The sequence below is a fragment of the Polaromonas sp. P4_F9 genome, assembly GCF_056401235.1.
In genome coordinates this window covers 33,414-52,729 of sequence record NZ_JBFUJT010000035.1, presented here as the reverse complement: position 1 = coordinate 52,729, position 19,316 = coordinate 33,414, and the positions used below count along the sequence as shown (strand labels likewise).

The window sequence follows — 19,316 nt, the reverse complement described above, 5'->3', positions numbered from 1 at the left end:
CTCATAGCAGTTCTCCGGCTCCCAGCCTTATGAATACGAAATGTGTTCGGTCAACCATTCGGGATGCAGCAGAACAAAGAGACCACCACCGTGCGCCCTGGGCTGTCATTCGAGCTCGGGCTCGCAGGAGACACAGGCTGCACAGCGGTGAGTCAACCGGTTCAGCAATCAAGACTCTCAACCATGTCCTGACCACTGAAGTTTGAACTATTTGAAAGATATAAGGAGACCCTGATGGACGAAGAAACATTCAACCTCAGCATCCGCAAGTTTTTGAAAATGGTAGGCGTCAAGTCGCAGCACGAGATCGAGCAGGCCGTGGCGCGGGCTCGCGCGAGCGGGGCCATCACCGGCACCGAGACACTGCCCGCCACCGTGACCCTCGAGGTCGCGGGCGTGCAGCTCAAGGTCAAGTTCGACGGCGACATCGCACTTCAATAGTGCAGTAGTGCAGTAGTGCAGTAGTGAATAGTCCATAGTCAGTAGTCAGTAGCTCGTCATGAGCGTCCGAACATGGGGGTCGTCATGAACACTCAAAGCGAACTGCAGGCAACGGTGCAAGCGCTCGTGCAAAAGGGCAAGGGCATTCTTGCCGCCGACGAAAGCGGCCCGACCATCGCCAAGCGCTTCAAGACCATCGGCGTGACATCCACCGAAGAGAACCGGTGCGCCTGGCGCAGCCTGCTGCTGGCGACGTCGGGGCTGGGCGACTTCGTCAGCGGCATCATCCTGCATGAAGAAACACTCAGCCAGCGCGCGCACGACGGCACGCCCTTGCCGCAATGCGCCACACTGCAGGGCATCGTGCCCGGCATCAAGGTCGATGCGGGCAAGATCCCGCTAGCCGGGGCGCCGGGCGACGAGATCACCCAAGGCCTGGACGGGCTCGCAGAGCGCCTGGATGCGTACAAGGCGCTGGGCGCCCGCTTTGCCAAGTGGCGCGCCGTCTACAACGTCTCTGACACGCTGCCCAGCCCGCTGGCGGTGAAGGCCAATGCGGAGGCCCTCGCCTGCTACGCCGCCATCTGCCAGGAGCGCGGCATGGTGCCCATCGTCGAACCCGAGGTGCTGATCGACGGCGACCACACAATGGCGCGCTGCGCCGAAGTAACCGAGACCGTGCTGCACGAGGTGTTCCACGCGCTGCACAGACACCGCGTCGTGCTCGAGTACATGCTGCTCAAGCCGAGCATGGTGGTGCCCGGCAAGACACACGCGGAGCAGGCAACCCCGGCCGAGGTGGCGGAACAGACCGTCCGGGTCCTGCGGCGCACGGTGCCCGCGGCGGTACCCAGTATCAATTTCCTGTCGGGCGGCCAGACGCCTGAAGAGGCGACGGCCAATCTCGATGCCATGAACCGGCTTGGCCCCCACCCGTGGCAATTGAGCTTCTCGTACGGGCGTGCGCTGCAGGAGCCCGCCTTGCAGGCCTGGAAGGGCCAAGCCGCCCATGCGCTCAACAGCCAGGACGCGCTGCTCAAGCGCGCCAAACTGAACGGCGCAGCGTGCCAGGGGCAGTACAACGCCGCGATGGATACGGTTGACTGACCCGGCGCGCCGGTTGGCGTAGGGCCGAGCAGCCGAACAGCCGTCAGGGCAGTCAAGACAGAACGGCACGGGCGCTGCCCGACTTCTCGCCGAACTGCCCCAGCCACCACCAAACATCACCACACAACCACCACGCGTGGGAAAACGCCTACAGCAGAAAGTGAACAGTGATCACCCGGTTCCGGCCCGGCCTGCGGTAGCTTTGCAGGTTACCCAGAGGGATACAACAGGAACAAAAAAGGGGGCGTCATGCTGATGAGCGTGTTTCTTGTGGAGGACAGGGCCGATATCCGCGACTCCTTGGTCGAGGGCATGGAAGAGCTTGCGCCGCTCCGCTTCGTGGGCCACGTAGACGGTGAAACGGCGGCCACACAATGGTTTGGCGCCAACCACGGCAACTGGGACCTGGCCATTGTTGACCTCTTCCTGGCCGAAGGCTCGGGCTTTGGCGTGCTGAAAGTTTGCCAGGCACGCCAGCCCTGGCAAAAGGTGGTCGTACTCACCAGTCACAGCCAGAAGAACATCCTGGACCATTGCCGCGAACTCGGCGCAGACGAAGTGTTTCACAAGGCCGGCGACGTGGACAAGCTCGTCGACTACTGCAGAAACCACGCACAGAACCTCGCCAGCATTCCCCGGACCGTGCAATAAACGGCTTCGGGCGGCGCCGTGGTGATCAGCAGGAAGTAAGACGCGGCAAGCCGCGGTCCGCCTTTGCTCCCTCTCCCCCTGGGAGAGGGCAGGGGTGAGGGCCAATGGCCTTCAAACAAGCACGGCGAAACACCACAAGCCGCAGGCCCTCATCCCCGCCTTCTCCCAGAGGGAGAAGGAGTAAAGCCATGAGCACAGCCGCAGCATTCCCATCTCCACCCCCTCTCCCTCTGGGAGAGGGTTGGGGTGAGGGCCAACAGCCTTCAACCACGCCCGGCGAAACATCAGGCGCTGCCCGTTGAGCAGAACACCCACCAGGGTGCGGCGCGTGCCGTGAAGCGTTGTCTTGCTGGTGCAGGGCAGCAGGTTCATTGGCAAATGGGTTGCTCGTTGCGACTATTTTCATAGCTGCATGCACCCGTGCTCTATGGGCTGGTGGCCATTTCCATGCTGAATAGCTCTCTGGCACATCAACACGGCCGCGCAGCCCGGCAACCGTTCTGGTGAATATTCACACCAAATATTTTCCAAAATGAATACCTTCGGAGTACCGCCTCCTCAATACTGACTAGAACCGACGCGCTTTCCCTGTGATGATGGTTGTCACCAAGTGTTAACAGGCTGACAACTCCCGGATGGCGACTCTTATTCCTTCGATCGGTACCTGCGTTTCGCGCATGACCAGTGGTGAGCGGCTGGAACACCACCTGGACTGAGTCCGATCACACCCAACCCAATGGATTCATCAACTCTTTCGACCTTCTCCAGCGCATTCGGTGTTCTTGCTCCCGTACTCTTTGTGCTTCTATTTGTATGGGTGTGGTGGCGCACTGGGTCTCGTCACGTACTGGTTTATCGCTTATGGCAGTTGGTCCACGGAAGTCAGGAAATCAGCGACCCGGAGGTCAGAGCGTTCATCAACGAACAAACCAGTCTGATGTCTTTTCGTTTTGTTACCGGCATCCGTGTGCGAACGCTGGAGCATGCGCGACAACTTATTCAATGGACTCAGCGCCATGACGTGGAGATGCGCACCGTCAGCCTGTGCGGCGAGTACTTTGATCTTGACTTGCGACAGGTTAGGGTGCACAAGCTTCCTTCACCGCAAATGCAAGCGGGAAGGTGATCGCAATCGCATTCTTTGCCCCTTCCATTCCGAAACCAACCCTTCAGTTGTGCTGTACCCCGGTGATGGGGCAAGACCCCCTCATTTCCATTGCTTCGCCTGCGGTGAGCACGGCGACATCATCTCGCTGGTGAAGCAGATAAACAATACTGACTTCATGGGGGCTATTCAATGGTTAGCCACCTCCTTTGGCGTGTCACTCCAAACAATTCAAGCGCACAACAAGGGTAGCCGCGCAGAGGCATACGGCAGGGATCGATCACAGCAGCCAAAATCTGAGCCCGCACCTGCTTTGTACGACTGGCTGGAAGTTGACCTGACACTTGGCGAATCTGAGGAGATACCAAAAGTGAAGGTGCCGAGCTGGGTGACGCAGGTTAAGTAGGCGGCGCCGCATTGCCTGCACCACGTCGGAAAACCAGGCACGAAGGCGTTCTTCTGCAAAAAAATACTGGTTTTCTGTGCTCTCCTATTTCACAGCCGAGCCGTTTTTCAGGAGACGCTGCTGACGGGATATAACTTGATGGGTCTCCTCGGATAAACCTCACTGTGGCGAGCCGACGCGTGCCTGTGTGGGGAGGTAGCGAAATCCAGTTTGGCGACCACGGGGCGACAATTAACCCCAACCCGGCGTGAAGCCACCGCTCAACTCCAATCCCTCGTTGAAGAGGCCTTGACCGATACGGTGGTTCACCAACGGATGAATGGCAAAAAAGACCAGCCAGCACCAACATCAAGAGCAGCAACATAACCAAATCCGCTTCCAAACCATCAGCATGACCCACGCCGTCTTCCGCCTGCGCACCGCGCGCCTGGCGCGCAGCTCCAAACCCTTTCTGGCCCGTGGCGGTCCGCGCGGGGAGCGCTGTGCCGGTTGCCGCCTGCTTCCCAGCCACTGCCTGTGCGCCTTGCGCCCGGCAGTGCCTGCGCGTGCGGGCGTGTGCCTGATCATGGCCGACATCGAGCCGCTCAAGCCCAGCAACACGGGCTGGCTGATTGCCGATGTGGTGGCCGACACGTTTGCCTTTGGCTGGGCGCGCACCGAGGTGGACCCTGCGCTGCTGGCCCTGCTGGCCGACCCGCAGTGGCAGCCGTATCTGGTGTTTCCGGGGGAGTTTGTGGCGGCCGGGCGGGTGGTGACGGAGGTGCTGCCCGTCGAAGCCCAGGATAGCAAGGAGGGTAAGGAATCCAAGAAGCCACTGTTTGTGTTGCTGGATGCCACCTGGCCCGAGGCGCGCAAGATGTTTCGCAAGAGCCCTTACCTGGACCACTTGCCCGTGCTCAGCCTGCAGAGCGAGCAACTCTCTCGCTACAAGCTGCGCCGCTCGAAGCGCCAGATTGGGGAACAGAGCCACTTCTGCACCTCGGAGGTCGCCGCCCTGTGCCTGGAGCTGGCCGGTGAAACGCATGCGGCGCAGACCCTGGAGGCTTACCTGGATGTGTTCACCAACCACTACCTGAATGCCAAGCAGCAGTTGCCCGTGGACCAGGAAGACGCTGCGCACCAGCGTTTGCGCAGCCTGCGCTCCCGGAATGACCACCGCTGACAGGCCCCGCTGCCGCGTCAGACTTGGCAAGAATGGTCGGCTTTCCGGCGTCGGGTCGAACAGTCAATCACGACCCTGATCTGCCGGCCACGAACGTCTGGAATTGGGCAATCTGATTTGAGTGGAGGCCGATCTTTTGCCTGAATGGTTTCGTTCGGGACACCGATTTACCCGATTTTTGAGCACTGGCAAAAAAAAGTAATTCAGGGATGTCGATTTAGGCCTATCTCGAACGTCTAGTTCTAGTAAGTGAGCGGTAAAAATGCGTATCCGGCACTCAACGAGACATCCAGCAAAGGAGAAATCACCATGACCCTTCCGACAACCCCTACCATTACTGCCTTTGAACGGTCGCCCGATCGCGGCAGGGGACTGGCGCGTGACATGCGCGTTCGCTGGGCGCTTGAAGAAGTGGGCCAACCTTACGAGGTTCGTCTTGTTTCGTTCGGGGCGATGAAGGAGCCCGCGCATCGAGCGCTTCATCCTTTCGGGCAGATTCCGACCTATGAAGAGGGTGATCTTGCGCTGTTCGAGTCGGGGGCGATCGTGTTCCATATCGCAGAGCGCCATGCGGGCCTGCTGCCTGACGATGCGAATGCCCGGGCGCGCGCGATCACCTGGATGTTTGCCGCGCTTAACACGGTGGAGCCGCCGATCCTTGATCGCGGAATCGCCACGCTCCTGGAGCACGACAAACCCTGGTATGGGGAGCGCCTGTCTATCCTCGAGGATCGCGTCCATGTACGGCTGGGCGAACTTTCCAGTCGGCTCGGGCGTGCCGACTGGCTYGAYGGTGCGTTCAGCGCMGGYGACCTGCTGATGGTGACGGTGCTGCKCAGGTTGAACGGATCGGGTCTACTGGAGAAATATCCGAACCTCTCCGCCTATGTCGCCCGTGGCGAAGCGCGGCCGGCCTACAAGCGTGCTTTCGACGCTCAATTGGCGGTTTTCACGGGCAAGCCACCGACCGGCTGAAACCAACTGACATGTCGTACCTTTACGCGACGTCAGGAAGGAAAAAAGCGGAATTTGAACTGAGCCAAGTAGAGGCGCGTCTCTGGCAAGCCGGTCAGTTTCAGGCACCTAATTTTGGTAGCTCTTCGACTGGTATTGGCCGGGAGCGTGAGTTCGACACCCGCAAACGCCGACACTGCCGGCGCCCCATAAGTTCTAGAACTTCGAGCGCACCACACCAGCGTCTAACCAGACGCCGCCACGCGGGCGACTCAAGAGCGACAATCGACCCCAACACACTACCTCGCCCCACATCAAGACAAGAGCAGCACCATGACCGAAGACCTGAACCGACAGAACGAATTGAAGAAGATGGAGCTGTGCGATTCATGCGCCGGCATCCAGCGCAACTGGCGCAAGGCCCCGGGCCACCCTGAGCTGGTGCAGGGCGGCAACCGGCAAGAAAAGCGCGGCGGCCATCTGGTCACCATCACCAAGTACCGCTGTGACCGCTGCGGCACCGCGTGGGAGTACGAGAACGACAAGGCCAACCTCAAGGCGGGCTGGTCGGTGGTGGGACGCTAGTCGGCGCCCGCCGTGGCGCCAGCCGGCTCGACCGGCCTGCGCCGCAGCATCGTCACCGGAACGCCGCCAAATCGGGACTTGCTGCGGACCGCCGCCAGGTTCGCGTCCATTTCACTCACATGCTCCGGCAGCCAGCGCAGGAGTTCGAGCGAAAAACTAGAGACCAGTCGCTGTGCCGTCGCCGGTGTCGTCGCCGTTTCGCCGAGGATGAGATGCACTTCGTCCAGGGACTTCAGGACTGCGGCGTGCTCGTCCAGGTGACACGCGGCGTTGTTGCCGCCCAGGCGACGCAGATCCGCGTCCTCGCGGCCAAAATGCTCCCGCATCTCGGTGCGCAAGCTGTCCAAGGCCATAGCCGCCTCGTCGCTGGAGGCATCGAGCAGCGTCCCCACCAGACGGAACAGCTCTGCGTGCTCCCGGTCCAGAAGGGCGTCACCCAGATTCATCGGCTGAAATGGATGGATATTCATTTCGACGAGATCTTTGCTTCTGTGATCACCTTGCCCCGTTTCGTGAGCTCGCTTGCCAGCAATTCGCGCGTCTGCATCGATGTACCCCTAGCGGCCCAGATTGAAAGCGGTGTTCGTCATGTTGATCCTCGTGAAGTGAATCTGCTGTGAGGCAGTATTGACTGCGCGCGTTCTTCCAGCAACCGGCGAAGTGAGGAAATTGTTCTGTTTGTTGCCTTTGGCGTTTGGGGCACGCGGACGCTGTGCAGGCTCGATCGGCCAATTGCAACTTTGGAAACGGTTGCGCCCTGTCTGGATTGGACCAACGCCTTGGCATCGCCAAGAATGGTCCTCATGAACATACTTCAAGCAAGGCTGCATTCGATCGAATGGCTCGCCTCCGGAATCCTCGGCTTCGATTTCAGGCCGCTGGGCGAAAATCAGTGGCCCAGCGCTCCGGCGGGATCCCACATCGACGCGCACCTTCCCAACGGCCTCGTGCGCAGCTATTCACTGGTCAATGCGCCGGGCGAACGCCATCGCTATGCGATTGCGGTGAACCGCGACGAATCCGGCAGAGGCGGCTCGCGCTACATGCACGAGCAGCTGCGGGTCGGGCAGGTGCTGTCCATCTCCGAGCCGCGTGACAGTTTTCCGCTGAACGAAGCGGCTTCGCATTCGGTGTTCATCGCCGGCGGCATCGGCATCACCCCCCTGTGGAACATGGTCCAGCGCCTGTCGCAGATCGGGGCCCCGTGGACGCTGCACTATTCAACGCGAACGCCCGAAGGCACGGCGTTTGCCGGCCCGATCGCCTTGCTTGCGTCGCAGGCGGGGGGCCGGGTGCACATGAACTACGACGGCGGGATGAGCTGCAAGCGGCTTGACCTTGGGGCCATCGTCGCGTCAGCCCCGCCCGATGCGCACGTGTACTGCTGCGGCCCCATCCGTATGCTGGAAGGATTTGAATCCGCGTGCGCGCAGCGGGACCCTGCCCTGGTGCATCGCGAGTATTTTGCCGCGCCGGCGGCGCCGCAGCCGGCGGGCGCCACGGACCAGGAATTTACCGTGAAGCTGGCGAGGGCCGGCAAAACGATTCCGGTCGGTGCCGGCATGTCTATTCTCGACGCGATCCTGAAGGCCGGCGTGGATGTTCCCCACTCCTGCATGAGCGGCATCTGCGGGGCCTGCGTGACGAACGTCCTGGATGGCGCTCCGGATCACCGCGACCTGGTCCTGTCCGATGCCGACAAGAACTCCGGGAAGACGATGATCATCTGCTGCTCCCGCGCGAAATCGCCGGAACTGACCCTCGACCTGTAAACGGGCGATGTGGATGAAGCTAGTTCGAGTCCGGCGCCATCTGACCCAGCTTGTCGTGGTCGAGGATCAAAATCCGGCCGTACTCGACCCGGATCACGCCTTCCGCCGCCATGTCCCTCAGCGCCCGGTTAACGACCTGCCTTCGCGTGCCCAGCATCGTCGCGATTTCATCTTGCGACAGGTTGACTCCGGAGCCGTCGCGCCCGCTCACGCTGCGGGCATCGATGGATTTCAGCAGGCCCGCCACCCTGGCCTGGATCGAGTCGACGGCGGCGCTGGCGTGGAGCTTCAGGGCCCGAAAATGGCGCCGTTCCTGCGCGGCGAAGAGAGAGAACGACAAGCGCCCGTTGCTGGCGATCATCTCGCGCAGGAGTTCGGCGGGGATTCGGACAAGCACGGTTTTTTCCTTGCAGGTCGCGTTGAAAAAATGCGGCACATGGGAAAGAACCGGCCCCAGCCCGTGGAATTCACCTGCAAGATGGAGCCCCGCCGTGAAAGTGCGCCCGGAGGACATTTCCCGGGTTAGGTGCATCGAGCCCGCAACGAGGATGGTCAGATACTTGGCCGGGTCCCCGGTGTGATGGACACAGGTGCCGGGCTCGACCATCAGCACCACGGCGTGGGCGACGAGACGGGCGATCGCTTCGTCGGGCCAGTCGGAAAAAAGCTCGGACTGTGTGATCGCCAGCCGTACCAGGGTGTCATTCATTTGGCCCGGCCTCCGCACCGGTGCGATTCAAGAGCAGCCCTCCTCGATGCGGGGAGGATATTCGCGTTGTAACACAGCGGCAAAGCGGCTGCTTTCCCCCTCGAACCACACGGGCTTGCGATGGCCCCGAGATGCACCAAACCCGCAAGGCCAAGGAAACGGACCCGGAAGGCCACAAAAAAGCGCGTTCAGCGCCCGCTTGAACCATATTCCCTCGTCATCGACCCGTGTGGGATCTTTGACGGGGCTGATTCAGCGTCGCCTTAAAGAATTGCTTCGATGAGCCTCGGACCCTCGAGGTTTGCTTGACGGCCAATCAGGCCAAGCTTTTTCACATGGGACTGAAGGGCGTACCTGCCCGCTCGACGCTGTCGGATGCATTGAACGTCTATCCGTTGGACACGACCACCATCGGCCTGTGCCTGAGTCTGTTCGACCGGGCACCCAACCCATATCACCACTCCTTGATAACCATTTGATTTTGTTCACCTTTTAACCGGACACTACTGTTGCAATAATTGCAATTTACTTCGATTTCACGGGGCGCTACAGTCGTTTTCCAACCTGAGCCATTGAGGCGCGGGGCCGTCCACGAAAGTAGAAAAGGAATGAACCGATGAACGATGTAAAGACAGACAGCAAGGGCGCGGTCGTGGTAACCGGTGCAGCGCAAGGCATCGGCTACGCGATTGCCGAGCGTTTTGCGGCCCTGGGCCAGCGTGTGGTGATTGCCGATCTGCGTGGTTCCGAAGCCGCGGCGCAAAAGCTGGGCCACGGTGCGCTGGGTTTCGATGTGAACGTGGGCAATGCCGCGCAGGTCGATGCCATGATGGCATTTGCGGCCGAACATTGCGGCGGCGTGTCGGTCCTGGTCAACAACGCGGGCATCTACACCTCGCTCACCAAAAAGCCGTTCGAGGAAATCGATCCCGAGGAATGGAAGCAGGTGTTCAACGTCAACGTCGAAGGGGTGTGGTTCTGCTGTCGCGCCGCGGCGCGCTACATGAAGCCAGCGGGCGCCGGCAACATCGTCAATATCGCCTCCGCGGTCGTGTCCAAAGGCACTGCCGGTTTCCTGCATTACGTGGCCAGCAAGGCGGCGGTGGCCGCGATGACGCGCAGCCTGGCGCGCGAACTCGGACCGTTCGGCGTGCGCGTCAACACCGTGTCGCCGGGCTTTACGCAAAGCGATGGCATCCTGGCGGGTGGCGCGGCGCGTGAAAAGCAAAGTGCGGACATCCGCCTGCAGCGCCTGGTGCAGCGCGACATCGCGCCGGACGATATCGCTGGCGCGGTGCTGTACCTGGCGGGGCCGGATGCCGGCATGTTGACCGGTCAAAACATGGTCGTCGATGGCGGCATGACCATGAACTGAACGTAAGCGAAAAAGTAATGTGCTACGACTTTCGCCGTGTCGCTATCGGCCGTGCGGCGCATGATATACGGCGATATTTTTGGAGACACCATGTCTGATCGAATGATGACCGACTGTGAAGCAAGCACAGCGCAAGTTTCAACCCGTGCGCCTGCGGAAATTTCCCGCCGTGACCTCCTTGCCTGGGGATCGCTCCTCGGCCTCGCTCCCTTCGCGGCATTCGCCGACACCTACCCAAGCCGCCCGATCAGCCTCGTCGTCGGCGCCCCACCCGGTGGGTCCGTCGACTTCGGTGCCCGGGCCCTCATGCGGCCGCTTTCGGAAATACTGGGCGTGCCGGTCATCATCGACAACAAGCCAGGTGCCACGGGCGTCATCGGTGCGAAGTTCGTCGCCAAGGCTCCAGCGGATGGCTATACCCTGCTGATCGCCACGCCAACCAGCGTCCTCATCGGGCCGCAGACAATGCCGGGGGATTCGTTCAATACCCTCAGGGATATCGTGGGCATCAACATGGTCGCGAAGAACCCGTTGACCATCGCGATCAATCCGGCCTTGAAGATCGACAACCTGAAGGATCTGGTCGCGCTGTCCCGCACGCGCCCGGTCACGCTCGGCCAGTCCGGCTCCGGGGGGTCGTTCGATTTGCTGATCAAACAGCTGGGCAAGTTCACAGGCGGCAATTTCGACAGCATCCCTTACAAAGGCATGGGGCCCGCCATCACCGACGCGGTGGGAGGCCAAATCGATGGCGTGGCGTCGGACCTGGGCCCGTGTCTCCCGTTCCATCAGGGTGGGAAGCTCAAGATCGTGGCGGTCACCTCGGACAAGCGTCTTGCATCGTTGCCGAACATTCCCGCAGCCAACGAGAGCTATCCGGGCTTGGTCGCCTACAACTGGCTCGGCGTATTTGCGCCCGCGAAGACGCCCCCGGACGTCATCAACAAGGTCAATGCCGCGCTGATGAAGATCCTCGCCCGCGACGACGTTAAGGCGCAATTCAGTCAATCCGCCAACATCGTGTCGTCGATGAAAGGGCCCGCTGAGTTCCAGGCGTTCGCCGCGAGCGAGTACAAACGCTGGGGGGCGGTGCTGAAGGAGCAAGGCATGATCTAGGGCCAGGTGTAGTTGCCCAAGGGGTTGTTCACCCGAGGTGAAGGAAGAGGGAGGTTCTGACATCTCCCAAACCCCTTCAGGACTCCCCGGATGAACATCCACAAGAATGCCTCCATGACGCCCAAAGATCGAGCGGGCTGTGGCTTTGCGGCGCAACCAGCGCTGAGCCATGAGCACATAGCCGCGCGAGTGGGCCTGTCCAGGAGCGCCGTGCCCGTCAGGCGCTATTGAAGCGTAGCAGCCCCGGTGAGCTGCGGCACATGGACACCAAGAAACCGCACCGCCTTGACAAGCCGGCCCACCGCGTCACGGGCGACCGGATCCCGAACACGCCTCGGGTGGGCTTCGGCCTGCTGCTGGCCGATGAGAAAGCCACCAGCGCCTGCGCTTTCCTGCTGGCTGCCTAGCGCCACTACAAGGCTTTGGGCGTGCGCGTTGCCCAGGTGATGACCGACAACGGTCATGCCAATTTCACCGGCCCCACTGTCTGCCCTCAGGGACGCAATCCAGCATCGGGAGTATTTTGCCGCGTCAGCGTCAGCGTCAGCGTCAGCGCAGATGGTGAAGGGCGGGTGGGTTTCGAATGACTACAGGAAACGTCTCAGACCAGCCGATCTGACTGGGCTTTCAAGGCCAACGAACAGGCCTTCGCATCCTGGATTCCTTCCTTCATTCATCGTCAATCAGGAATTCGCGGAAAAGGTTCCGAGAGTGGCGCCAAACCGAAACAAACCAGACAATCGATCGAACTGGATCCTTGCAATGCTTGCGGGCGGTAGCAATACTCGTCTCCACAACTGCGAAAGAAAGCATCATGGATTCGACCTATCCGCGTATCGGGCTGCATATCGACGGCCAATGGATTTACGACCGCCCCGCCTGTACCGAGGTCGTCAATCCGAGCAACGAGATTGCCCTTGGCAGCGTACCGGGCGCGACGTCCGGGGATCTCGCGCTCGCGCTATCCGCTGCGGAGCGAGGCTTCCGCGTCTGGCGCGACACACCGCCGCTGCAGCGGGCCCAGGTGATGCTGCGGGCTTGCGCACTGGTGCGCGAGCGTGCGGAGGCTATCGCACAAATCATCACACGGGAGCAAGGCAAGCCCATCGCCGACGCACGCAATGAAGTGGTGCGTGCCACAGCCTTCATTGAATGGGATGCGGCGGAGGCTCAGCGCCTCTACGGCAGCATGGTTCCGGCCGGGCCGCAAATGCAGCAGATGATTCTGAAGTTCCCCATAGGGCCCGTGGCTGCCTTCACCCCCTGGAATGTGCCGCTCGGCTCTCCGGCGCGCAAGATCAGCGGCGCGCTCGCCGCGGGCTGCTCGGTGATCATCAAGGCCGCTGAGGAAACCCCGGGCACTGCCTGCGCCATCGTGCAATGCTTCATCGATGCCGGCCTGCCGCCCGGCGTGCTGAATCTCGTTTTCGGCAATCCCGCCGTGATTTCCTCGACGCTGATCGCCTCGCCGGTCATCCGCATGGTGACTTTCACCGGCTCGGTGGCCGTCGGCAAGCACCTCACCCAGCTGGCCGCTGCCGTCATGAAGCCCGTGCTGATGGAGCTGGGCGGTCATGCACCGGTGCTGATCGGCGCTGACGTGGATGCGGCGGCGCTGGGCCGACTCGCTGGGAGCGCAAAAATGCGCCTGGCAGGGCAGGTCTGTGCTTCGCCGACGCGCTTCATCATTCACCGCAAGTCCTATGCCGCTTTCGTCGAGGCCTTTGCCAAGGTCGCGAGCGAAATGCGCGTGGGCGATGGTTTCGAGTCCGGCGTGCAAATGGGGCCGCTGATCAATGACCGGCGCCTCCAAGCCATTGACGCCCTGGTGCAGGACGCCGTGGCCTGTGGCGCACGCGTCGCTGCCGGTGGCAAGCGCGTGGGCGAACGTGGCTTCTTCTACGCACCGACCGTGCTCGCCGACGTGCCGGCGCAGGCCAAGGCAATGTCCACCGAACCCTTTGGCCCCCTGGCGCTGTGCGTTCCGGTCGACAACCTGGACGAAGCCATCGCGCTCGCCAACAGCCTGTCCGTAGGCCTTTCTGCCTATGCCTTCACCAATTCGCTGGAAGAGGCCGAGCGTCTGGCGCGTGAATTGGAGTGCGGTTCCCTGTCGATCAACCACTTCGGCATGCCCGGCACCGACACGCCTTTTGGCGGAGTCAAGGAAAGCGGTATCGGACGCGAAGGTGGACCGCAAAGCCTGGAGGCTTACACCTCCACCAAAACGGTGCTGCAACGGACCGCGCGCGTTTGAGCGCAAGGGCGAAAAAAAACTTGCGCCGCCCATTCTGAGCCAGTCGGGAGTTTTGTGTGTGTTGTATTACACGATGTTTAGAAAGATCAGGTATGCCAATGAAGAAGAAAGCAGACCCGACATTGGCAGACACAGCGGCTTTGCTGCAAATCCCCCAAGATCTGCTTGACCAGTTCGTCAAAGGCCTGATTGACCGCCGAGGCGGTTAACGCGGCATCGATGGCGTTAAAAAAGGAAATGAAAATGCTAGTACAAGGTTCCGAACCGCAAACGACTTTAAGCCTCGACGACATCAATCTCGGGGATCCCGACTTCTGGCTTAGAGATGACTTCTATGGCGCGCTCGCGATGTTACGCAAGGAACGGCCGATTTCGTGGCACGAGCATCCAGAGGCAGGCAAGGGCTTTTGGGCACTCCTTGACCATGAAGACATCGCCGAAGTTGACAAGGACTGGGAAGCATTCAGCAGCAAATATGGTGTGCGTGTGTACCATGATGCCGGCACCAAGATCCGGCCTGGCACGGGCGCGTTGATCGAACTCGATCCGCCCAACCATACAGTCAACCGCAAACGCGTGAGCAAGGCGTTTACGCCGCGCCAGGTGGGCAGTCTAGAGGGTTCCGTGCGGGAGCACGCTCGCCGGCTGGTATCTCAACTGTCCGAAGGACAGGAAATCGATTTTGTCGACGATTTGGCGGCGATTCTTCCTTTCGAGATCATCTGCGACCTGGTTGGCGTCGACCCCGCAGACCGGCGGCATCTGCTTAAGTTGTCGACGATAGGCCGCTCCGAGCATGAACCTGAATATGCCGGCAAACCGGAGATTCCACAGCAAGCCGTCAATGAACTTCGCGAATACGGCGTCAATCTCGCAGCAAAGCGTTTGCTCGACCCCAAGGAAGATCTGATTTCAGAACTGGCTCAGGTTCAGGTCGACGGTAAACCGATCGACAAGGAAGAGTTGGGCGGATATTTTGGTCTGATGATCTCTGCCGGCAGTGGCACGACGCGTTCAGCGCTTTCGCACGGGATGCTGGCGTTCTCGCAGTTCCCGGACCAGCGCCGCCTGTTCATCAGCGACCCTATGGGGCTCGAAAGGACGATGGCAGAAGAGGTCATTCGCTGGGCGACTCCGCTCAAGCATCAGGGTCGTGTTCTGACCCGAGACATCGACTTCAAAGGCGTCCAGATGAAGAAGGGGCAGAAGATCAGCATGTGGTTTATCGCGGCGAACCGCGATCCACGCCTCTTCACAGATCCGTTCAAATTCGACATCACGCGAGACATCAATCTGCACCAGAGCTTCGGTGCAGGTGGACCCCACTTTTGCATGGGGGCGCACATTGCACGCCGTGAAATCTGGGTGCTGTTCCAGGAGTTGTTTGCCCGCTTTCCCAATGCGGAGGTTATTGCAGACCCTGTTCGCGAACGGTCACTGCAGTCGAATGGCTTCAAGCACATGAAAGTGCGTCTTTCGCGTTGAATCGGAGCAGGAGGAATATATGACCGAGCAAAAATGGACGGTTACCGTCGACCCCGAGATTTGCGACGGGTATGGGGTGTGCCAGCGCATCGAAAAATCGATCTTTCAGCCCGCTGAGGACGATGACGTCGTGCGCATTGTCTCTCAGCCTGAAGCGCCGGAAATGCTCGAGCGTGTCAAGCTGGCCGTTCGCCGATGCCCAAAGCTGGCGCTGAAACTACTGCCGCGCGATGGTGCGGAGTAATTAACTTCATGGAAGTGAAATATTATGCCTAACGTGATTTTTATAGATGCCAGCGGCAAGTCGAAAACCATCGATTGCACGGTTGGCACCAGCCTGATGAAATCCGCGCAGCTCAACGGGGTCTCGGGTATCTATGCCGAATGTGGTGGCCAGCAGATGTGCGCGACATGCCATATCTACGTTGCCGAAGAGTTTCTCAATACTCTTCCAGAGATATCCGTCGATGAAGACGAAATGCTCGAAGCCACGGCATCTGATCGACTGCCCAACAGCCGACTGTCGTGCGCGATCATCGTCAAGCCGGAGCATGAGAACATGGTCATTCATCTTCCCAAGTTTCAGCGATGAGCCGCGTCCTTATCGTCGGAGGTGGGCATGGTGGCGTCGACGTCGCATTCGGCCTGCGCGAGCGTGGTTACACAGGGCCCATCACTGTGCTGGACAAAAGTGGCTTTGTCCCCTACGAGCGTCCCCCCATGTCCAAATCGTGGATCAACGGGTCCGGCGGTCCGGCGGAGCTTGCGTTACGTGGCCATGACGCTTTCTCAGGCGCCAATATCGAGCTGATGCTTAACTGCGAAGTGTTGAGCATCGACAGGGATCGAAAGGTCGTGGAGACCAGCAATGGAAGCCTCGAATATTCGACGCTCGTGCTGGCTCTTGGCTCCAGTCCGCGACAACTCCGGCTTTCGAGCGCCACACTGGCTGGCATGCATCACCTGCACACGCTCGAGCAGGCCAGCGCGCTCAGAGACGACCTTGCGTCCGCCACCAGCGTGGGCGTCATCGGTGCTGGTTTCATCGGACTGGAAATCGCGTCATCCGTGGCAAAACGCGGGGTTCACGTAACGGTCATAGAGACTGCGGGACGCCCGATGCCCAGAACCGCGAGCGAGTTCACGTCAGCTTACATGCGCGCCCGGCACGAAGAGGGCGGCACGGATTTCCGTTTCAACGCAGCGGTTCAGGAAGTAACCGGCCAATCAGGTCGAGTTTCGCGGGTCAACCTATCGGATGGGTCACACGTGGAGGCAGACCTGGTGGTGCTGGGTGTTGGCGCCCTCGCAAATGGCGGATGGGTGACAGATTTCGGCCTCGATTTTGACAACGGAATCGTCGTAGACAGCACCCTGCGCACCAAGGATCCGGACATCTTCGCGATCGGCGACTGCGCGCGCTTCCTGGATGATGAAGGGGGCGCCACGCGGCTGGAATCCATCGGCAATGCCGCCGACCATGCGCGGCGAGTCGCAGCAACCATTGCAGGCACTCCCGTGCCCGTACCGGATGTTCCGTGGTTCTGGACCCTGCAAGCCGGCGTTCGGCTTCAGATGGCCGGCCGGGTCGACCGTGTGGAGGAATGGCTGCTTACGGGTTCTGTTGAGTCGAACTCGTTCAGCGTGCTTGGCTGGCGGAACAGTCAGCTGGTTTATGGCGAATCCATCAACAGTCCAAGCGATCACGTAGCCATCCGGAAACTCCTGGCCGAGAATGCGGCCCCAACGCTGACGGAACTGCGGCCGTTCGCTGAGATGGGCTTGAAGGGTGCTATCAAGTTCTTGGCACAATTTCGATCGGCTCCAACAGATAAGGCAAGTCCTCCCCAAATGGCGCGTTAAACGTTTACCAATCCGGGTGACCCATCCGGCCAGAAACGCCCGATGAACCTCATCGGGCGTTTTCAATTGTAGGAATGGGTGCGGTCTTTCCTGGTTGTAGACCTGCACGGCCTCCTGGGTGCCGCACCTCGAAGGCGAAGCGCAGCTTCAGTGGCCTGGACGAAATAACTTGCTCCGTGAGAAGGCGGTTGCCACTCAAGGCGCCGATGGCGACCAGTGGTTCGCCCTCCAAGTCTTTCCATTTCAGCGAGCTCTGCGCGGCCAGGCTGTGACGGATGGGGCAGGCGGCCACCATGGGTTCGGTGAACAGCCGCTCGCTTGTGATCTCGCGGTGGAGGGAGACGAGGACCGAGATCGCAAAGTCGACCTCGCCGCGCAGCATCGCCTCGCGGATCTCGGTGACGGAACGGTCGAGAACCTGGATGTTATTGTTTGGGTAGCGCCGACCACACTCGCGCGTAATGCCCGCGAGTCGGCTGGCCGCGATCGTTGGCAGGGCAGCCGATGACGACCTCCTCGGAATCCTGCGTGGCCTTGATTTTCAATTCGTCCAGAGCGCTGGCCAGCTCGCGCACAATGCGGATGGCCTTGGGCAGGAACTCCATGCCGACGCGCGTCACCGTCATCGACCGCGTGGTGCGCTCGATCAGCGGCAGCCCCAATGCGGCCTCCAGCTTCTGCAGCCGGCGCGTCAGCGCAGTCGGAGAAATGTACAGATGGTGCGCGGCCACATTGAAGCTGCCGGCCTCGGCGATGCTGATAAAGGCTTGTACACCGAGCAGGTCGAGACGTTGCATACGGAAAGCTCCATGTGAGGTGACCTCCTTGTCAAGCGCATCGACAAAGTGCATCTCCGAGGTGTCAGGGTTCGTAAAGCACACATCGACAGGGTTGTCGATGCGCGTGTGGACAAGCTTTTCAGCGCCGTTCATGGGAACCTCTCGTTGCAGTAAAAAGCCTGCCTCACAGGCGGGCACGGTGCAGCTCGACTAGCGCAGCGAACTGCACAATGGAGAAGATCCGGCGCTTACCCGCGCTGTGAGTACAGGCTTGTTTCCTCAGGCAGTGGCTTTTGCCGCCGTGTGCTCAATGAGCGTGGACGCCTGGTTGATGCGGCACCATTCCTTGGTCGGCGCCCCTGTGCGGATCGCCTCCAGCTCGCGCGCGATAATCCGGCGCAGCATCGCGATGCCCAGGTCGGACGCGCCGAGCCGCTCGTGCACGCGGTCGGCGATCGCGCCCTGGCCTATGAGTGCCACGTAGTCCTGGGCGCTGGTCAGACGCACCAGAGGATCGTCCGGGTAGTTTCCGGCGAACAGCTCGTCGTGGTGGTCTGTGGCGCAGTAGTCCTCGCAGCCGTCGAAATACTCCTGGAGCTTGGTATCGGCCTCGGGGGTGGTCGACGGCGCTGCGCGCAGCGAGACCCGCAGGGTGTGCGTGTCATCAATGGGCACCATCCAGTTCGCGCTTTCCATCCACGGTCCGCCTGCGTACACCGCGGGCATGGCAACGTGGTTGCCATAGGGGAAAGTCCAGTCGCTCACCCGGACCTGGGACTGGCCGTTGGAAGCACGCACGGCGGTCTGCTGGATGCCGGCGGAAGTTTCTTCATATTTCAACGTTGGGATATCGCTGGTGATGGCATCGCCGAAGACCCCGACCTTGCCCATCTGATGGGCAAAGCTCACGTGCACGGCATCCAGGGAGTTTTCCGCATGCTGGAGCCAGTTGCAAGGCCAGATTTCCTGGCGCGGGAACAGCATGACACCAGGCTCCTCGAACTTGGGCTTGCGCGGCAGGTCGAACACCGGCGGCTCACCCTCTCCCAAGTAGGCAAAGATGATGCCGCAGTACTCGTGGACGGGATACGCCGTCACGCGGATGCTTGCGTGGCTGCCGGGCCTCTCGGCCGGCCGCTCGACACACTGGCCGCGGGCGTCGTATTTCCAGCCGTGGTACATGCAGCGCAGCTCGTCCCCCTGGACCCAGCCGGTATGCAGCTTGGTCAGCCGGTGAGCGCAGCGATTGGCCAGCAGGTGGGCGCTGCCGCCCTCGCCGCGGTAAAGCGCCAGGTCCTCGCCCAGCAGGCGAACTTCACGGGCCTGCCCAGGGGCGACGCTCCTGGAAAGAGCGATGGGATGCCAGAATTTGCGCAGTAGCTGGCCCATGGGGGTGCCGGCCGAAGTCTCGGCCAGTTGACCCATCCGGGCGACCAACTGCTGGTGACGATCCTGTTCCATGGACGGGTTCTGGATGTCATCCTGGCCCGGGCGATTCGATGCTGCGTTTGTCATGGTGGTACTCGTGTTGTTTGTGATGTTTGTGATG

Annotated in this window: 24 protein-coding genes and 1 pseudogene; 19 read left to right on the top strand and 6 right to left on the bottom strand. The window is 60.9% G+C overall.

From position 1 onward, the window contains the following. Positions 1–234 precede the first annotated feature (234 nt). The 3 genes from AC1DUB_RS23690 to AC1DUB_RS23680 all read left to right on the top strand — a co-directional run bounded on the left by AC1DUB_RS23690 (position 235) and on the right by AC1DUB_RS23680 (position 2,199). Positions 235–441 (top strand): DUF6494 family protein, encoded by a 207-nt coding sequence (locus AC1DUB_RS23690; protein WP_477716507.1) that lies wholly within the window; start codon positions 235–237, stop codon positions 439–441. Positions 442–525: 84 nt separating this feature from the next. Next, complete coding sequence (locus tag AC1DUB_RS23685) at positions 526–1,548, top strand: class I fructose-bisphosphate aldolase (protein WP_477731611.1); 1,023 nt, start codon at positions 526–528, stop codon at positions 1,546–1,548. 255 nt (positions 1,549–1,803) lie between these two features. Continuing rightward, the gene (locus AC1DUB_RS23680) at positions 1,804–2,199 is read left to right on the top strand and encodes a response regulator (RefSeq protein WP_477731610.1); all 396 of its coding nucleotides are present in this window, start codon (positions 1,804–1,806) and stop codon (positions 2,197–2,199) included. Between the two features lie 111 nt (positions 2,200–2,310). On the opposite strand, the gene AC1DUB_RS23675 is transcribed toward AC1DUB_RS23680, so the two are convergent. Continuing rightward, positions 2,311–2,571 carry a hypothetical protein gene (locus AC1DUB_RS23675; RefSeq protein ID WP_477731609.1) on the bottom strand — a complete coding sequence of 87 codons (261 nt, stop codon included), beginning with the start codon at positions 2,569–2,571 and terminating at the stop codon, positions 2,311–2,313. 364 nt (positions 2,572–2,935) lie between these two features. Here AC1DUB_RS23675 and AC1DUB_RS23670 point away from each other — a divergent pair, with 364 nt between their 5' ends. The 5 genes from AC1DUB_RS23670 (at position 2,936) to AC1DUB_RS23650 (ending at position 6,411) form a co-directional block, all read left to right on the top strand. Beyond that, positions 2,936–3,325, top strand: coding sequence for a DUF6216 family protein (locus AC1DUB_RS23670; protein ID WP_477731608.1), 390 nt, complete (start codon positions 2,936–2,938; stop codon positions 3,323–3,325). Next, positions 3,216–3,710 carry a CHC2 zinc finger domain-containing protein gene (locus AC1DUB_RS23665; RefSeq protein ID WP_477731607.1) on the top strand — a complete coding sequence of 165 codons (495 nt, stop codon included), beginning with the start codon at positions 3,216–3,218 and terminating at the stop codon, positions 3,708–3,710. The genes AC1DUB_RS23670 and AC1DUB_RS23665 overlap by 110 nt, the downstream gene beginning before the upstream one ends. 391 nt (positions 3,711–4,101) lie before the next feature. Further along, positions 4,102–4,872: a tRNA-uridine aminocarboxypropyltransferase gene (locus AC1DUB_RS23660; protein WP_477731606.1), complete on the top strand. Its 771-nt coding sequence runs from the start codon at positions 4,102–4,104 to the stop codon at positions 4,870–4,872. A gap of 309 nt (positions 4,873–5,181) precedes the next feature. Next, positions 5,182–5,847, top strand: a complete 666-nt coding sequence (locus AC1DUB_RS23655) for a glutathione S-transferase family protein (protein ID WP_477731605.1) — start codon at positions 5,182–5,184, stop codon at positions 5,845–5,847. A gap of 312 nt (positions 5,848–6,159) precedes the next feature. Continuing rightward, on the top strand, positions 6,160–6,411 hold the full coding sequence (locus AC1DUB_RS23650) for a hypothetical protein (RefSeq protein ID WP_477731604.1): 252 nt from the start codon (positions 6,160–6,162) through the stop codon (positions 6,409–6,411). Here AC1DUB_RS23650 and AC1DUB_RS23645 read toward each other — a convergent pair. Further along, a complete protein-coding gene (locus AC1DUB_RS23645; protein WP_477731603.1) occupies positions 6,408–6,881 on the bottom strand; it encodes a bacteriohemerythrin in 474 nt (157 codons plus the stop codon). The genes AC1DUB_RS23650 and AC1DUB_RS23645 overlap by 4 nt on opposite strands. Between AC1DUB_RS23645 and AC1DUB_RS23640 the strand changes: the two genes are divergently transcribed. Together AC1DUB_RS23640 and AC1DUB_RS23635 are read left to right on the top strand one after the other, a co-directional pair. Beyond that, positions 6,870–7,031 (top strand): hypothetical protein, encoded by a 162-nt coding sequence (locus AC1DUB_RS23640; RefSeq protein WP_477731602.1) that lies wholly within the window; start codon positions 6,870–6,872, stop codon positions 7,029–7,031. The genes AC1DUB_RS23645 and AC1DUB_RS23640 overlap by 12 nt on opposite strands. Positions 7,032–7,214: 183 nt before the next feature. After that, positions 7,215–8,183, top strand: a complete 969-nt coding sequence (locus AC1DUB_RS23635) for a PDR/VanB family oxidoreductase (RefSeq protein WP_477731601.1) — start codon at positions 7,215–7,217, stop codon at positions 8,181–8,183. A gap of 19 nt (positions 8,184–8,202) precedes the next feature. Here AC1DUB_RS23635 and AC1DUB_RS23630 read toward each other — a convergent pair whose 3' ends face one another. Then, positions 8,203–8,892 carry a Crp/Fnr family transcriptional regulator gene (locus tag AC1DUB_RS23630; protein WP_477731600.1) on the bottom strand — a complete coding sequence of 230 codons (690 nt, stop codon included), beginning with the start codon at positions 8,890–8,892 and terminating at the stop codon, positions 8,203–8,205. A gap of 305 nt (positions 8,893–9,197) precedes the next feature. Here AC1DUB_RS23630 and AC1DUB_RS23625 point away from each other — a divergent pair, with 305 nt between their 5' ends. The 9 genes and pseudogenes from AC1DUB_RS23625 to AC1DUB_RS23585 all read left to right on the top strand — a co-directional run bounded on the left by AC1DUB_RS23625 (position 9,198) and on the right by AC1DUB_RS23585 (position 16,988). After that, positions 9,198–9,371, top strand: coding sequence for a hypothetical protein (locus AC1DUB_RS23625; protein WP_477731599.1), 174 nt, complete (start codon positions 9,198–9,200; stop codon positions 9,369–9,371). A 137-nt stretch (positions 9,372–9,508) separates the two neighbouring features. Then, positions 9,509–10,267, top strand: a complete 759-nt coding sequence (locus AC1DUB_RS23620) for an SDR family NAD(P)-dependent oxidoreductase (RefSeq protein ID WP_477731598.1) — start codon at positions 9,509–9,511, stop codon at positions 10,265–10,267. 90 nt (positions 10,268–10,357) lie between these two features. Then, the gene (locus tag AC1DUB_RS23615) at positions 10,358–11,383 is read left to right on the top strand and encodes a Bug family tripartite tricarboxylate transporter substrate binding protein (protein ID WP_477731597.1); all 1,026 of its coding nucleotides are present in this window, start codon (positions 10,358–10,360) and stop codon (positions 11,381–11,383) included. A gap of 124 nt (positions 11,384–11,507) precedes the next feature. Beyond that, positions 11,508–11,850, top strand: a pseudogene (locus AC1DUB_RS23610) (transposase family protein); the annotation flags it as partial. 347 nt (positions 11,851–12,197) lie between these two features. Continuing rightward, complete coding sequence (locus AC1DUB_RS23605) at positions 12,198–13,640, top strand: NAD-dependent succinate-semialdehyde dehydrogenase (protein ID WP_477731596.1); 1,443 nt, start codon at positions 12,198–12,200, stop codon at positions 13,638–13,640. 189 nt (positions 13,641–13,829) lie between these two features. After that, a complete protein-coding gene (locus tag AC1DUB_RS23600; RefSeq protein WP_477731595.1) occupies positions 13,830–15,125 on the top strand; it encodes a cytochrome P450 in 1,296 nt (431 codons plus the stop codon). A 19-nt stretch (positions 15,126–15,144) separates the two neighbouring features. Then, positions 15,145–15,369, top strand: a complete 225-nt coding sequence (locus AC1DUB_RS23595; RefSeq protein ID WP_477731594.1) for a ferredoxin — start codon at positions 15,145–15,147, stop codon at positions 15,367–15,369. Between the two features lie 24 nt (positions 15,370–15,393). Continuing rightward, positions 15,394–15,717, top strand: a complete 324-nt coding sequence (locus tag AC1DUB_RS23590) for a 2Fe-2S iron-sulfur cluster-binding protein (RefSeq protein WP_477731593.1) — start codon at positions 15,394–15,396, stop codon at positions 15,715–15,717. Then, positions 15,714–16,988, top strand: a complete 1,275-nt coding sequence (locus AC1DUB_RS23585) for an NAD(P)/FAD-dependent oxidoreductase (RefSeq protein ID WP_477731592.1) — start codon at positions 15,714–15,716, stop codon at positions 16,986–16,988. Before AC1DUB_RS23590 ends, AC1DUB_RS23585 begins: the two co-directional genes overlap by 4 nt. Before the next feature lie 49 nt (positions 16,989–17,037). Here the strand turns inward: AC1DUB_RS23585 and AC1DUB_RS23580 are convergent, their stop codons facing one another. From AC1DUB_RS23580 to AC1DUB_RS23570, 3 genes are all read right to left on the bottom strand, one after another. After that, positions 17,038–17,451 carry a LysR substrate-binding domain-containing protein gene (locus AC1DUB_RS23580; protein WP_477731613.1) on the bottom strand — a complete coding sequence of 138 codons (414 nt, stop codon included), beginning with the start codon at positions 17,449–17,451 and terminating at the stop codon, positions 17,038–17,040. Next, positions 17,414–17,920, bottom strand: a complete 507-nt coding sequence (locus AC1DUB_RS23575) for a LysR family transcriptional regulator (RefSeq protein WP_477731591.1) — start codon at positions 17,918–17,920, stop codon at positions 17,414–17,416. The genes AC1DUB_RS23580 and AC1DUB_RS23575 overlap by 38 nt, the downstream gene beginning before the upstream one ends. A gap of 126 nt (positions 17,921–18,046) precedes the next feature. Further along, positions 18,047–19,282 (bottom strand): Rieske 2Fe-2S domain-containing protein, encoded by a 1,236-nt coding sequence (locus tag AC1DUB_RS23570; RefSeq protein ID WP_477731590.1) that lies wholly within the window; start codon positions 19,280–19,282, stop codon positions 18,047–18,049. Positions 19,283–19,316: the final 34 nt, after the last annotated feature.

Bases quoted from the DNA above. Each gene is read 5' to 3' on its own strand.
- AC1DUB_RS23690 (WP_477716507.1), top strand. From the start codon at position 235: ATGGACGAAGAAACATTCAACCTCAGCATCCGCAAGTTTTTGAAAATG.
- AC1DUB_RS23685 (WP_477731611.1), top strand. From the start codon at position 526: ATGAACACTCAAAGCGAACTGCAGGCAACGGTGCAAGCGCTCGTGCAA.
- AC1DUB_RS23680 (WP_477731610.1), top strand. From the start codon at position 1,804: ATGAGCGTGTTTCTTGTGGAGGACAGGGCCGATATCCGCGACTCCTTG.
- AC1DUB_RS23675 (WP_477731609.1), bottom strand. From the start codon at position 2,571: ATGAACCTGCTGCCCTGCACCAGCAAGACAACGCTTCACGGCACGCGC.
- AC1DUB_RS23670 (WP_477731608.1), top strand. From the start codon at position 2,936: ATGGATTCATCAACTCTTTCGACCTTCTCCAGCGCATTCGGTGTTCTT.
- AC1DUB_RS23665 (WP_477731607.1), top strand. From the start codon at position 3,216: ATGACGTGGAGATGCGCACCGTCAGCCTGTGCGGCGAGTACTTTGATC.
- AC1DUB_RS23660 (WP_477731606.1), top strand. From the start codon at position 4,102: ATGACCCACGCCGTCTTCCGCCTGCGCACCGCGCGCCTGGCGCGCAGC.
- AC1DUB_RS23650 (WP_477731604.1), top strand. From the start codon at position 6,160: ATGACCGAAGACCTGAACCGACAGAACGAATTGAAGAAGATGGAGCTG.
- AC1DUB_RS23640 (WP_477731602.1), top strand. From the start codon at position 6,870: ATGGATATTCATTTCGACGAGATCTTTGCTTCTGTGATCACCTTGCCC.
- AC1DUB_RS23645 (WP_477731603.1), bottom strand. From the start codon at position 6,881: ATGAATATCCATCCATTTCAGCCGATGAATCTGGGTGACGCCCTTCTG.
- AC1DUB_RS23635 (WP_477731601.1), top strand. From the start codon at position 7,215: ATGAACATACTTCAAGCAAGGCTGCATTCGATCGAATGGCTCGCCTCC.
- AC1DUB_RS23630 (WP_477731600.1), bottom strand. From the start codon at position 8,892: ATGAATGACACCCTGGTACGGCTGGCGATCACACAGTCCGAGCTTTTT.
- AC1DUB_RS23620 (WP_477731598.1), top strand. From the start codon at position 9,509: ATGAACGATGTAAAGACAGACAGCAAGGGCGCGGTCGTGGTAACCGGT.
- AC1DUB_RS23615 (WP_477731597.1), top strand. From the start codon at position 10,358: ATGTCTGATCGAATGATGACCGACTGTGAAGCAAGCACAGCGCAAGTT.
- AC1DUB_RS23605 (WP_477731596.1), top strand. From the start codon at position 12,198: ATGGATTCGACCTATCCGCGTATCGGGCTGCATATCGACGGCCAATGG.
- AC1DUB_RS23595 (WP_477731594.1), top strand. From the start codon at position 15,145: ATGACCGAGCAAAAATGGACGGTTACCGTCGACCCCGAGATTTGCGAC.
- AC1DUB_RS23590 (WP_477731593.1), top strand. From the start codon at position 15,394: ATGCCTAACGTGATTTTTATAGATGCCAGCGGCAAGTCGAAAACCATC.
- AC1DUB_RS23585 (WP_477731592.1), top strand. From the start codon at position 15,714: ATGAGCCGCGTCCTTATCGTCGGAGGTGGGCATGGTGGCGTCGACGTC.
- AC1DUB_RS23575 (WP_477731591.1), bottom strand. From the start codon at position 17,920: ATGAACGGCGCTGAAAAGCTTGTCCACACGCGCATCGACAACCCTGTC.
- AC1DUB_RS23570 (WP_477731590.1), bottom strand. From the start codon at position 19,282: ATGACAAACGCAGCATCGAATCGCCCGGGCCAGGATGACATCCAGAAC.